This is a genomic window from Bradyrhizobium sp. CCBAU 51745, assembly GCF_028128715.1.
In the GTDB taxonomy this organism is placed as follows: Bacteria; Pseudomonadota; Alphaproteobacteria; order Rhizobiales; family Xanthobacteraceae; genus Bradyrhizobium; species Bradyrhizobium manausense.
In genome coordinates this window covers 308,353-321,164 of the sequence record NZ_LBJP01000007.1, presented here as the reverse complement: position 1 = coordinate 321,164, position 12,812 = coordinate 308,353, and the positions used below count along the sequence as shown (strand labels likewise).

Sequence of the window (12,812 nt, the reverse complement as noted above, 5' to 3'; positions counted from 1 at the left end):
GCGCCGGTTGAAGCCTGCCAAAACGCTGTTATCCGTGGCGCGAACGTGGAATCCGAGATGGTTGCGCGAGATTGGGGCGCGCAATGGGAATGCTTGATCGATCGCAAGCTTTCCTAACAAGTTGGCACGTCGCTTACCGCTTCTCTATCGGAGCCCCGATGCGAAATCTGGTCGAGCATTGAGAGGAGCACGGGAGCGTCCCGGGCGGCATAGAAGGGAACTCCGCTCCGGTTTACAACCCCAACAATTCTTCACAATTCATCAACTCCGATTGATGGTTGGTTAGGATCTGGAGCTCGGCGGGATGCCTTCGATAGGCGACGGCCCATCGTCTGAGTCGAATGCATAGGACAGCGTGTATCTCTTGAACGACGTTGGATCATGGGCAAACGCAGAACGTTCGAAGCCCCTGGATAATAACAACTTGATCGACGCCACATTCTCCGGATGACAGAGGGTCTGCAGCCCTAAGGATCCGCTTTGCCTTGCCGAGGCAATCAGGGCGTCAAGTATGGACCCACCAATACCCCGGCGGAATTTGCTTGGGGTGACCCCGTATTCAACGTAGGAGTACCCAGTCGATATCGAATCAAGATAAGCACCATAACCAAGCGGCCCGGTTTGATCCTGAGCAATCAGAACGCATCCACGGCCCACATTGTGGAGCTCAAGTTTCTTTCGCACCGCGAGGGCCAAGAGTTCGCCTCGCTGAGCATCACCGCCCATCCAGCGATTGAAGCTAGGCTCCGTTACAAGCTGGATTAGCCAAACAGCGTCGGAATCGCAGGCCCGGCGAATTTGGATCATTACCCAATTCTCAACGTATCGTCGCGGGCGCGCTTCGTCGCTTCGATCGTTCTCGCAAACAGCACTTGTAGGGTTTCAGCTGAAAGATTGAATTCAGGTGTCAAGACACTCGCCGCGTTGATGACTGTGCCAGTGGCAACCAGCCAGCGGATCGCCAATCGAGCAGCTCGATCCTCCGAGCATAAACCATACGAACCCGTGAAGTTTTTCCAAATATCTAGAACTCCTGGAGGGTTCAGGATATCCAGCCAAGTACCCATCTTGGCCAAGTCACCCCAATATGGCCCAACGCCGCAATCGTCCCAATCGAAGATATGGGCGCACTCCTGGTCGATATGAATATTGCTGACCCGAAAGTCCCCGTGGCAGAGTCCTCGTCCCAGAAGGACGTGGTCCGCGCCAGCGCGACGCAATTCGTCCAAGCATGCGGACAACTCGATAGAGACTTCCCGCCCGTCGGCAGAATGGCCCGCAATCTGAGCAAGCGCAGCTGTTAGTTCGTTAGCGTCATATAGCTGCCTATCTGGCGAGAGCGATGTCAAGTGGGACTGTTGATGCACTTCCGCTAGTGCGCGGCCGGAAACTCGAAAATCGTGTGTTGTGTATTCCATGGGTCTTCCAGGCGCGCACGGATAGAGTGCGAAAAGGCGGCGTCCTCTCGTGCCGAAGTCCAACTCCAACGCGGTATTTCCGTCTCGGCTCCGAAGCGGCCGGATCACTCGAAGGAATGACGTTTCGACAATGGCGCCGAGGATCGAATGCTCCGCCAGGACATCTGCCTTGGAACGCCCCCTCACTCGGTAGACACGCCCAAAGTATTTCAGCCCGTCGCGCGCTTCGACGGCCAGCGTCCAGTTCAGGCCGTTGACGACTGTCGTCAGCTCGCCGACAATTCCGTAGTGCTCTTTACAGAAGTCGCTGAGGTACGTTGTAGCTCTTGGATCTTCGTCGAGATTCATCATCGATACTCCGCGTGCATGGAGTTTTCCAGATGGGCCAGCCCGTCCGACTAGCAGAGTTGCCGTGCGAACCGTTCTGCCCATAACACTCTCACCAAGGCGCTTGTCGCAGAAAACTCCCGCGTATCAGCCACTTCGTGCAGAAGAGCCACGACTGCCTCCTGAGAGACCAATCCAAAGTCGGCCAACGCACAAGACTCTAGTTGTGATGAGAGTTCGGCGGCTTGATTCGCGATCGCCGTCGGCAAGATGAATTCGAAGGACTCCTTCTCATAGTTTCGTGGAAATAGCGCGAGGTGCGTACGATGGTGCAGATAAGAGCGAAGGATTTGCTTGTCGGATCGATATTCGTAGGGGAGCTCTGCCGAAAATCTGACCAGCTTGGGATCGCTCAAAGGATTAACCGGCCAGAGCCCTCTGATCGCGAGCGGGTGTGCTTGGCAAAGATTGGCCAACAGAGTTGTTGACGGAACCACACCAGTCGGCGCCATAAACAGGAAAGAAGAACGAGCAGCCTCAAGGCCACGCCTTGTCAATAGTCCCTCGGCTCGCTCGACCGCAGCATCAAAGGGTTTTAGAAGGGGAAATCCCGTTTCTGTTTCTTCTCCAGAGTAGCACACACACAGTTCATCGCCACCTATTCCAGACCACACCGTATCGCAACCGGCAGCACGAAACGTATTCCAGAGTGACTCGAACGCTTCAAGGTAATGCTCTGAGAGGAGTGGCAAGCGACAATTCGGGCCGAGATCTAAGTTGATAATTGGTACATGGGCCTGCATGTCGATCGTGTAATCGCGGCAATTTAGAATAGCTAAAAGCTGGCTCCTTCTGCCACTTTGCGCGGGACTCCTTTCATCGCCGAGTAGGATACCTCCACATGTTATCGAGCCAAAACCTTGAGCCAAGGCCATCGCGACACAGGCAGAATCCATTCCTCCGCTCAATTCTATCGCATTTCCGCCAATACTCGATGCCCGCGAGAAGACCGCTTTGCCCAGTATACGACTGAACTCGTCGGTTGCGTCAACGTTCTTCGGCAACGCTTGCGGAGACGGCGGCAATTCATTCGACCCGTATTCGAAGCGCGTTTCACTTCCGTCAACATAGAGTTTGGCGCCAGCAGTCAGGAGATTTACACCAAGGCAGGGCTGCCGCGCAGAATAGCACGCCTTCATCGTCAGATGATGGGCAAGCACTTCCGCATCAAGCAGGCGCGACTCATGCAAAAAATCAGCGAAATCCCAGGAGAGTGTAACGGAGCGACAACGCTCCTTCACAGAGAAGTAGATCGGCAAACTTCCCAACTGGCCGGCCCGAACTCGCAATCGGCCGCCACGGTAGGCAACTTCAAGCAAAATGAAGTCGAGGGGCCAGTTCAAGCATTCTTGATAAAGTCGCTGAAAGCGATCAACAGAGACATCCGAAATCACGGTTATCGAAGAGCAGGCTTGGCCTTTGCCGTCAGTTTGCAAACGCTCTCGTACGACAAAGAACCATTGGCCGGCACTCCGAACCAAAACGCTCTCAAGATTGCCATGTACAAATGGCTGGATATAGCTTTCGGAAATTGACACCGCTTGACCAGCTACGGTCGGAATGTTGTCCGCGAGATCGCCAATTCTCAGTTCAGCTTTAAGCATTGATAACTCCGCCGCCCCTCACTCAAGGGGCGGCTTCCAAGTCAGAACACCGAGTAGCCAGCCTAGAAATAGCCCAACAGTTTGCTGTCGTTCGGTAGAAAAGTTTTGCCTCCCTTGACAGTTGGAGGCGGCGTCAACGGAAGGGGCAGGTCCCTGGCATCCGAACGGCTCTCCAGCTCATTGGGGCGCGCCATCGTTTTCTTCATGTCGAGTTCTCCTTGAACGATTCACATCACAACTCAAGCGCACGTCGCATACGTTAGGCATCCGTGGACTCAAGTAGTAGCCGATCACACCATCGAGCTACCGGTTCAACCTTGTGGTGTAAACTAACGGACGACAATCTATCAAAATTGCTATATGTAAGGGGCAAGAAGTGCGGCCTAGGGTCCGTTGGGACGCATCGGGAATTTATGAGGGCTGCGGCCAGGTGGATCATGGAGGCGAAGCGTTGATCGGTCTTGTCGGCGCGCATAGCGATGCGTTTGAACTCCCTGAGCCCTTCGAAGAAGTTGTCAACGAGATGCTGCCATTTGTACATTTCCTCGTCGATGGCGAGGAGCCGTGCACGACGGGAACTCTGAGAGATGACGACATTGGCGCCGCGCTCGGGGATAACGGTGCTGCTATCGAAGGCCTAGTCGGCGATCAGCGCGTCGAAGGCCAATGCTCGACGAGAGGCGGCACCACTGTGTCGAAGGGCAGCCTCGGCAGAAGCAGGAAGCGTATGAGATTGCCGAGCGCGTCGGTGAGCGCCGGGATTTTGGGTCATGCCGCCTCCCAGCGACCGATTGCCTGGCTTTGAGCCCCCTGTAGTTCGAAACGGAATCTTCGCGGCGGCAGTGATCGAGGTCTGCCCCTCACGTAGGTTTGAAAGTGCAGCTCTGTGTAACTGGCATGCCGCAAGTGGATTCGAATGTCGTCGGATTGGCCCTTCGTCAAATTGCGGACTGCGAGAGTCTGGAGGACGTTTCGCAGGTGCTTGACGACATCCGCGAACCGTATCGGATTTCGAACATCGTCTACCACGCCGCTTACGTGCCCGCAGAGCAGCTGCGCCATCCAATCCTCCTGTCGACCTACGGAGACGCGTGGATACGCGCTTACCAGGAGTGGAACCTCTTCAAAAGCGACCCGGTTGTGGCTCGGGGAGTCAAGAGCCGACTGCCATTCGAGTGGTCGCAGTTCGAGAGCCGCGTTGAGACGATGCATGGCCAATCTAAGCGAGCGCGCCTCTATAGAGAGGCGACCCGGGGTCTTACGATACCCATTTGCGGGGCGTGCGGAGAGAAGGCCCTATTCACGATTACTTCAAGCGCCAAGCCTTTGGAATGGATCGAGCTGCGCTTAACTTACCTAAGGGATTTTCATTGTGTGGCGTTTTTTCTCCACGACCGGGTCGCCACGATCTGCAAGTGGCGAACGCGACCGTCTCGCGGCTTGTCGCGGCGCGAGCGGCAATGCCTTCAACTCGTCGCTCACGGAATGGCGCCAAAGGTGATAGCGGATACGATCAAAGTCTCGGAAAGTGCGGTACGTCTCTATATGCGCTCCGCGCGCGCGAAGCTTGCATGCAAGACAACCAACCAAGCTATCGCGAGATCTATAGAGTGGGGTCTTATCACTGGATCCGGGCCTTCGGCCCAACAAGATTGAAATATTCGTGGAGGGAACAGGCTCGACATGCGGCAGGGTAGGGCGTTTGGATGGAGCTGGATATCGAATACGATCGCGATCCGTAGGCGAGCGATGAGCTATGTACTTGCGCTCACAGCTCTCAATTATCTCAGCGGGCTGGCGTTACCGATTGCCGCTCAGCATGCGATTGATCGAGTCGGCCAGAGGTCTCTGTCGATCGATCTTGCATGGCTTGCAATCGCTGCAACGACTGGAATTGTTGTGGAGGCATTGTCAGCATCGAGACGGCGGACTCTAGTGGCGCAACTGAGCACCTTTATAGATCGGCGCCTGTCGAGGTCTGCATTTTTGCAAATCGTTCGCCGAAGAGCAGACAGCCGATCTCTTTCACCCGGACAACTGACTAATCGCCTTCAACAGCTTGATCGTTTGAGGGCTTTTGTCATCCTGCAGCTGCCACAGACGATGTTTGATGTGGGAGCCGCAGCGATATCACTCTCGCTAATGTTCTACTACGATGCGATCATTGCACTTATAGTTCTATTATTTGCTGTGATCAGCGCGCAATTGCTGAGGCGCAGCATCGAGCGTCTCCAAAACTCCGCAGAAGCACGCTTCCACAGCGATAGCAACCGCCAGGGAATATTGTCTGAGACGATCGCCTCATTTTCTGCTGTCAAGGCCCATGGTCTCGAAACCATCCAATACCGTCGATGGTGCGCGGTGACGGAAGATGTGCTCACGGCAACGGAGGACCTATCAGAATACTCCAAGTCAGTTGCTGTTGGAGCGCAGCTGAGCGCGAGAGTTCTTACAGCTATCGTCATAGGCCTGGGCTGCATACGCATGAGGTATGGCACATTGACAATTGGGGAGTTATTAGCATTGCAAATACTTTCGGCGCGAGCCGTCGGCCCAGTAATGACTGCATCAGATGTTCTTCGGCAGTATCAAGAGGCAAATGTTGCTGTCCATAAGCTGCGAGACCTCTGGACCGAGCCGAAAGACCAGGCCGAGATGGCGCCAACTAATCGTTCATTTGAGTCTGCTGGAATTGAACTGATCGACTTGACGCTAACGTACGCGCCAGACCGGCCACCTGCGATCGACCGCATATCGCACCGTTTTCCTGAGCGAGGGACGGTCGCCATTGTAGGAAGAAACGGGTCGGGCAAATCCACTCTTGTTCGGACGATACTCGGGTTGGAGCGCAATTACGAGGGCCGCATCTTAGTGGCCGGCGAAGATCTGAGATCTTACTCTCCCCGCTCATGGAGATGCGCGCTGGGGACAGTGACGCAAGATGCGTTCTTGTTCAGAGGGACCATTCGAGAGAACGTCGATGTAACAGGAACGAATGGCGACGAACAGATAATTGCGGCTCTTGAGAAAGTCGGGGCGTTGGGATTTGTGAATGATCTCCCTCTCCGCCTCGACACTGTACTCGAGTCTAGGGGTAACGATCTTTCGGGAGGGCAGCGCCAGCGCATCGCGCTCGCTCGCGCTATAGTCAGAAATCCGCCGATCGCAATCATGGATGAGCCCTCCTCCTTCTTGGATGCGGAGGCAGCCGTTGCGTTGGAGGCGGCTTTGATGGAGTGGTCACGAGACAGGCTTCTCATTCTTATTTCGCATCACCTTGCTGCGACTCGGTTCGCAGACCGAATTCTGATGCTCCAGGAGGGGCGTTTGGTTGGATCTGGTACACACGGCCAATTGTTGGAAGGCTGCCCATCTTACGCCTCGCTCTGGTCTGACTACACGCGATCCTACGGCCTTGGTCAGCCAGGCGGGTCTGCGATGGTGCATGAAGGCGTCTGAACCGCCGGGACAGTTCAAACTACGGATTGGCACAATATGAGGTCACAAAGTACTTGGACCGGCGGAGCAAAGGGCTTTGACTGAATGAAGCTAAGTGGACCAATCTTCACAGTTCACAGGAATGGTATATGATCGAAACGCCTCATCTCAGACTTCACGAATGGCATGATCGCCATCTTGCAGCATTCCAGATGATGCATGGCGATCCAGCTGTTATGGCCGACCTTCGGGGGCCTATCGACTCGACCGAGAGTCAAGAGAAATTCGAGAGATATCGTCATGCTCTGCAGCTTCATGGTGTGTCTAGATGGGCAGTAGAAAGTCCGGAGGGTGAATTCTTAGGCTACGCTGGGATCATGCTCCAACAGTGGAGGGAGCATCCTCTGGGCACGCATTTTGACGTATCATGCCGGTTTGTCCGGAAGGCCTGGGGATATGGCTACGCAACGGAAAGTCTCAAGGCCGCTCTTCATCATGCCGTTGATGAGCTTCGGCTGCGAGATATCTTTTTCTATAGGCGAGCGAGCAACGTGAGGTCTCAACGTATTGAGCAGAAACTAAAATTAATTCGGGATCCCTCCCGGGATTTTGTAACAGGAAGGTCGGGTGACGAACAGTTCCATTGGCTGGTATCTGTGGTGCCGACTCGATCGTCCTAAACCAGACGAACCCTCCACATTTGCGTCAGATAGATCCCCGCGGGGTCTTCGCTCTACAAAGTGCGCGGCGGCGGTTGCTGTGTATCGGATCCGTCACGATCAAGCGATCGGATCACGCCTTTCAGGACTTCGTCGATGCGATCGAACTGGCGCGCAACGAGGTTGAGTTCGAGCGTACCGCGGCGCGCACGGCGGTACGTCTTGGCTTTCGTTGGTTTGCTTATCTGTCGCGGGCGGCACAGAGGCTGGTCTCCTCCTATCCAGATCGTGGTCAAGCCGCTATTTCGATCTGCACTATCAACACATGCCGTCGCCGGCACGTGTAACCACGCCGAGCCTGTTCTTCCCGGCCCTCGAGTGATTTTTGGGGGGGCAGGCCGAGCCAGGCGGCAAAGTTTCCGTTGGCAGCGGCGCCGAGACTTCTTGCGTCGCGGAGGGCGACCAGCTGGACCCGCTTGCCGCTTTCGAAATGGTCAGCATGACATAGTGCCACTGTTTTGCCCGACAGGTCAAACGGTATTCGTAAAAAGCGAAATTGCGTCGACCTGAATCGTGGCCGACGGACCGCGCGGCTGGTCACGAAGACGAACCCGCGCCGCGCTTCTACTGTGCATGGGGTTGTTTTGCGGTTTTTGCAGAAAGGCGGCCCGGCAAAGGACGGGAGGGCGCGCAGGGGCGGGGATCGCGCGGATGGCGCTTTCGCACCATCCGGGCTACGGGACGGCGGCTCACGCCGCCCGCATATTGTTGAGGAACGCGTCGATTTCGCCGCGCAGCATGTCGGCCTCGCGGCGGAGCGCGTCGGACGCGCTCAGCACTTCGGTGGCCGCAGCGCCGGCCTCGGCCGAAGCCGTGGACACGCCGACGATGTTGCTGGAGACCTCGCTGGTGCCCCCCGCAGCATGCTGGATGTTGCGGGCGATCTCGCGGGTCGCGGCACCCTGTTCCTCGACCGCGGCCGCAATGGTCGTGGTGACGTCGTTGATCTCGCCGATGATCCGGCCGATGCCCTGGATGGCGCCGACGGCCGAAGTCGTGACCTGCTGCATGCTGGCGATCTGGGTGCGGATCTCCTCCGTCGCCTTCGCGGTCTGGCTGGCAAGGCTCTTCACCTCGGAGGCCACCACGGCGAAGCCGCGGCCGGCTTCGCCTGCGCGCGCCGCCTCGATGGTGGCATTGAGCGCGAGCAGGTTGGTCTGCGAGGCGATGGTCTGGATCAGATCGACCACGACGCTGATGCGGCTTGCGCCGTCGGCAAGGCTCTGCACCGTGGCGTCGGTGGCGCTGGCTTCATCCACCGCCTTCTTGGCGATCGCAGCCGAGGTGACGACCTGCTTGCTGATCTCCTCGATCGACGAAGACAGCTGCTCGGTGCCCGACGACACGGTCTGCACGTTGACCGAGGTCTCCTCCGCGGCGGAGGCAACCGCGTTCACCAGCGCGTTGGACTGGTCTGCTGTGGTCGACATGCTCTGCGCGGTCGCCTGCATCGAATTGGCCGATCGCGCGAGATTGTCGAGCGCGGTGCGCACCGTGCCCTCGAATTCCGCGATCTTGGCTTCCAGGCGCGCGGCACGCTCGGCCTTGGCTACGCGATCCTTGTCCTGCTCGCCGGCAAGCGCGCGGGCATCGATCATGCTGTCGCGGAACACCGTCAGCGTCTCCTTCATCGCTCCGATCTCATCATTCTGACGAGAGCGGACGATCTCGGTGTCGAGGTCGCCGGCGGAGAGCAGCTGCATGGCGCGCTGAAGCTCACGGATACGGCGCAGGATGTTGCGGCCGACATAGAGCCAGACGAACAGCGCCGAGCCGATCAGCGTCAATCCGCCGAGGGCCAGCATTGCCGTCGTGGCGAGCGAGATCTCCTGGCGGGCCCGGAAGGTCGACGCATTGGTCTCCTTCTGCACGCCGTCGACGAGCGCCTGCACGCTGATGCCGAGACCGACATTGAGCTTGCGGGTCTCGTCCAGGATGGTCTGGCCGTAGTCGATGGAGTCGAGCTCCTTCTGGCGGATCTTGAACACGCCAGTCTTGCCTTCGCCGAAGGCGAACAGCTTCTCCACGGCGCTGCGCACAGCCTGCATCGAGGGGATGTTCGGGAGGTCTTCGAGGTTGGACTTGACGCGGTCGCGGGTGGTCTTGAATTCCTTCTCGATCGCCTCGAGCGTATCACTGCTGTTGGCCGAGAGTGCTGCCATCATGTCGGCGGCCATCAGATTGCCATTGGCGGAGATGGTCGAGACCTGGGCGACGGTGCGCGCCGCCTCGGTGGCGTCATCGGCCGAGACTTCCGCCGAACCGAGGATCGCGTTCAGGCGCGTCTGTGTATCCAGCATCGCGGGGCCGGCGGCGCCGACGAACGCGATCTGCGCCTTGCGCAGCGCTTCATATTGCTTGTCGTGCAGCGCGCCGGTGTCGAGCCGTTCGCGCGCCGCCGACACCAGGCTCTGGGTGGCCTCGTCGATGCTCTTGGCGGTGTCGCGCAGCGCGTTCGCGGTCTGCTGGTCTGCGCCAAGCTCGATGATCTCGCCGAGCTTGGCCATCGCTTGCTGCTGGATCTCTTTCACGTTCCTGGTGCGATCGTTCAGCGCGTCATCGCTGGGAGAAGCGAGCAGGCCGGGGCCTTGTGCTGCGAGCGTCGCGCTTTGCGAGGCGAGCTGAAGGCTGGCGGCGAGGCGGGGGATGTCGCGGCCGCTCAAATCCATCATGGTCGAGCCGAGATGGTTGAACACGAAGCCGGCGCCGGCTGCGATCACGAGGCCCATGCCTGCGATCACGGCGAAGGCCGCAATCAGGCTGCCCCGCAATCCCCATTTCGGCATTTTGAAGCGCGGCTTGAAACGGCCCAAGCTCGGACGGATCGCCATCGAAAATTCCCCCACAGCAATGATCTCTTATTTTCGCTGCGCAGTATCGTCAGCGCGGGTTAAAAAATAGCATGTTGCACAAATGCTTGGCAGTTCCGCAGAGCGAAAAAAGCAAGGGCCGGCAGCGATGCCGGCCCTTGTTAGCGAGAAGCGTTGATGAGGCGTGATCAGTAGGGCGCGACGACCGGGCTGGCCCAGTTGAAGCGGTAGTTGAGACCGGCCTTGAAGGTATGGTCGTCGGTGGTGAAGTTGCCGGTGCCGACCAGCGGGCCCGCGGTGAAGTGCGCATCGCCGAAATTGTAATACTGGTACTCGGCCTTGGCCGACCAGCTCGGTGCGAACATGTATTCGAGACCGGCACCAACGGTATAGCCGTTGCTGTGATCGCCGGAGATGATGAAGCCGGTCGGCACGCCGCCAACAGTCACCTTCTCATTATTGTCGGAATAGGCGTAGCCGCCCTTCACGTAGACCAGGCCCGGGCCCCAGGTGTAGCCAACACGGCCGGTGATCGAGCCGAGGCCACGCTGATCGTTGGTGTAGGCCACGCCGCCCGGGAACACCGCGCCAACGCTGCCGGAGAGCCAGGAATACTGGGCTTCGGCGCCGACCACGAAGTTCGGGTTGACCTGCCAGTCCATACCGGCCTGCACGCCGCCGAGGAAACGGCCGTTGCCGTTGTTGCCGGTGGAGAGGCCGTTGAAATTATTGTCGCTGGAGAACGCACCGCCGACATGCGCACCGAGGTAGAAGCCGGTCCAGTTGTAGATCGGCGCGGCATAGGCCGGCGCGGCCTTGCTGTAATAGGGGCGGGCGCCGAGGTCGGCACCGATCGCCGGCGCGGACGCGCCCACCACGAGCAGCGCAACGGTCGCAAACAGAATCTTCTTCATCGTCTCGAACTCCAACACTTCAGGTCCCCGGCAGGCGCGCAGTCCGCGCCGCGTTGGTTTTGCAGATAGCTCGCTTTTGAGGAAAATGCTGTCACATGCGTGGCACAACGGCCCCCAACCTAACTTATTGGGCTGCAATTGATTTTCGTGCTTAATGGCGGCTTAAGAAGTGGTGAAGGAAGGCTTAATTCGCGCAGCCTGCGGTAACCAGCGCACGCGTTCCGTTAACCAAGCCGCCGCCGCACCTCGTCGCGCATCTGCGCGCGGAAGGCCGCGCGCTTGGCGGGGCGGTCTTCCTCGCGCACGTCGTGGCGATCGAAGATGTCGAACTTCTCCAGGATCGGATAGCGCTCGCTCGCCATCGCGAGCACGCGCAGCACCTTGGTCGCGGCCAGCGTTGGGCCGCTGACCTCCCAGCGCCGGATGGTGTCGGCGCCCCCCTGCTCCGGCAGCGCGCACAGCTTCGCCATATCGGCTGCGGTGAGCTTCCGCTCGATGGCGTCTGAGAGGTCGTTGCGGAGTTGCTTCAGTTCGGGGCCGGTCATGTCACTCGCGTCCGGAAAGCTCAGTGCCATGCCCTAGCGCTGATTCGGGTCGATCCGAAGGCGAGTATCGCGCGGCGCCAGTCCGCGCGGCGCCGGTCCCGGCACGTCCGTGTGCGCACGGAGTTATGAACGTGCTGCTCTGGAAAATCGTCCGATACATGAACAGATGGCAGAGCAGGCCCTGACGAGGAAGGGATCGGCCATGACAAGCATCAAATTCGCCATTGCGGCGTTCGTCTCCGCCAGCCTGGTGGCAGCGCCTTTCGCAGCCGAAGCGAAGAAGCAGAGATCCAGCGGCCACCACAGCACGCGCGTGCTGGCGCCAACTTATAGCAGTCCGAGCGTGACCGCGGCCCAGCCGAGGCCCTCTTACGGCTCATCAGGGCAAACGGTCGGCACGGTCACGGCGCCGTCGATAGGAGCATACAGTTGGCCGACGGTCGGCGTCACCAATGCGGTTCCGACCTGGAGCAATACCAATCCAAAGTGAAATCATGCGCGACTGCGCCGCTAGATTCCGCGGCCGTTCTGCTGACCGATCACGCAGCGCCAGGCCGCCAGGCGTTCGGCCGGATGCTGGTTCATCCAGTCGGCAAGCTGCGGCGCGCCCATCAGGCAGGATTGAACCGAGACCTGCGCAAAGTCGGAGCTGGTGACGAGTTGTTCGTGGCAATTTGACGGTGAGGCGAGGCTGCAAAGCACGGCGACGATCTTGATCATGCGAGATTGCCCCTGTCGCTCTGGCGCGTATCGGCTCCGCCCGATTGCTCGCTGCCCGGATCGGTCGGCGGGAAGATGCTGTCGTAGATCGCGCGCGCTTCCTGGATGAGGCGAAGACGCTCGCGCTCGGACTTCGACACAAACTGAACAATCTGGCCCATATCGGTCTCCAATAGATGTCAGATCCATCATCAGATGATGGAAATCATTCCATGCGAATGTGGGGCGCCGGCCTCGTCGTTGCAGCCGTGCAGGCA

At 58.6% G+C, this 12,812-nt stretch carries 15 protein-coding genes; 6 read left to right on the top strand and 9 right to left on the bottom strand.

Annotated elements, in window-relative coordinates; translation table 11 throughout:
* Window positions 1-282: 282 nt before the first annotated feature.
* The 4 genes from XH98_RS41035 to XH98_RS08755 all read right to left on the bottom strand — a co-directional run bounded on the left by XH98_RS41035 (window position 283) and on the right by XH98_RS08755 (window position 3,615).
* Window positions 283-807, bottom strand: coding sequence for a GNAT family N-acetyltransferase (locus XH98_RS41035; protein ID WP_442868560.1), 525 nt, complete (start codon window positions 805-807; stop codon window positions 283-285).
* Window positions 807-1,769, bottom strand: a complete 963-nt coding sequence (locus tag XH98_RS08765; RefSeq protein ID WP_271618381.1) for a phosphotransferase enzyme family protein — start codon at window positions 1,767-1,769, stop codon at window positions 807-809. The genes XH98_RS41035 and XH98_RS08765 overlap by 1 nt, the downstream gene beginning before the upstream one ends.
* Before the next feature lie 47 nt (window positions 1,770-1,816).
* Complete coding sequence (locus XH98_RS08760) at window positions 1,817-3,409, bottom strand: hypothetical protein (protein ID WP_220005572.1); 1,593 nt, start codon at window positions 3,407-3,409, stop codon at window positions 1,817-1,819.
* 62 nt (window positions 3,410-3,471) lie between these two features.
* Window positions 3,472-3,615, bottom strand: coding sequence for a hypothetical protein (locus XH98_RS08755; protein ID WP_220005571.1), 144 nt, complete (start codon window positions 3,613-3,615; stop codon window positions 3,472-3,474).
* Window positions 3,616-3,860: 245 nt separating this feature from the next.
* Here XH98_RS08755 and XH98_RS08750 point away from each other — a divergent pair, with 245 nt between their 5' ends.
* The 5 genes from XH98_RS08750 (at window position 3,861) to XH98_RS08740 (ending at window position 7,853) form a co-directional block, all read left to right on the top strand.
* Entirely contained in the window at window positions 3,861-4,214 is a 354-nt protein-coding gene (locus XH98_RS08750) for a hypothetical protein (RefSeq protein ID WP_271618380.1), read from the top strand.
* Window positions 4,215-4,306: 92 nt separating this feature from the next.
* Complete coding sequence (locus XH98_RS41030) at window positions 4,307-5,065, top strand: helix-turn-helix transcriptional regulator (RefSeq protein ID WP_220005569.1); 759 nt, start codon at window positions 4,307-4,309, stop codon at window positions 5,063-5,065.
* Between the two features lie 93 nt (window positions 5,066-5,158).
* Entirely contained in the window at window positions 5,159-6,868 is a 1,710-nt protein-coding gene (locus XH98_RS08745; protein ID WP_220005568.1) for a peptidase domain-containing ABC transporter, read from the top strand.
* A gap of 128 nt (window positions 6,869-6,996) precedes the next feature.
* Complete coding sequence (locus tag XH98_RS41025) at window positions 6,997-7,527, top strand: GNAT family N-acetyltransferase (protein ID WP_220005567.1); 531 nt, start codon at window positions 6,997-6,999, stop codon at window positions 7,525-7,527.
* The gene (locus XH98_RS08740) at window positions 7,491-7,853 is read left to right on the top strand and encodes a hypothetical protein (protein WP_271618379.1); all 363 of its coding nucleotides are present in this window, start codon (window positions 7,491-7,493) and stop codon (window positions 7,851-7,853) included. The genes XH98_RS41025 and XH98_RS08740 overlap by 37 nt, the downstream gene beginning before the upstream one ends.
* Before the next feature lie 402 nt (window positions 7,854-8,255).
* On the opposite strand, the gene XH98_RS08735 is transcribed toward XH98_RS08740, so the two are convergent.
* The 3 genes from XH98_RS08735 to XH98_RS08725 form a co-directional block, all read right to left on the bottom strand.
* Window positions 8,256-10,397, bottom strand: a complete 2,142-nt coding sequence (locus XH98_RS08735; protein WP_271599104.1) for a methyl-accepting chemotaxis protein — start codon at window positions 10,395-10,397, stop codon at window positions 8,256-8,258.
* Window positions 10,398-10,564: 167 nt separating this feature from the next.
* Entirely contained in the window at window positions 10,565-11,290 is a 726-nt protein-coding gene (locus XH98_RS08730) for an outer membrane protein (RefSeq protein WP_271618378.1), read from the bottom strand.
* 224 nt (window positions 11,291-11,514) lie between these two features.
* A complete protein-coding gene (locus XH98_RS08725; RefSeq protein WP_057746824.1) occupies window positions 11,515-11,835 on the bottom strand; it encodes a hypothetical protein in 321 nt (106 codons plus the stop codon).
* 202 nt (window positions 11,836-12,037) lie between these two features.
* Between XH98_RS08725 and XH98_RS08720 the strand changes: the two genes are divergently transcribed.
* The gene (locus XH98_RS08720; protein ID WP_271618377.1) at window positions 12,038-12,325 is read left to right on the top strand and encodes a hypothetical protein; all 288 of its coding nucleotides are present in this window, start codon (window positions 12,038-12,040) and stop codon (window positions 12,323-12,325) included.
* A gap of 20 nt (window positions 12,326-12,345) precedes the next feature.
* Here XH98_RS08720 and XH98_RS08715 read toward each other — a convergent pair whose 3' ends face one another.
* Complete coding sequence (locus XH98_RS08715) at window positions 12,346-12,555, bottom strand: hypothetical protein (protein WP_057746117.1); 210 nt, start codon at window positions 12,553-12,555, stop codon at window positions 12,346-12,348.
* Window positions 12,552-12,716: a hypothetical protein gene (locus XH98_RS08710; protein WP_271599107.1), complete on the bottom strand. Its 165-nt coding sequence runs from the start codon at window positions 12,714-12,716 to the stop codon at window positions 12,552-12,554. Before XH98_RS08710 ends, XH98_RS08715 begins: the two co-directional genes overlap by 4 nt.
* Window positions 12,717-12,812: the final 96 nt, after the last annotated feature.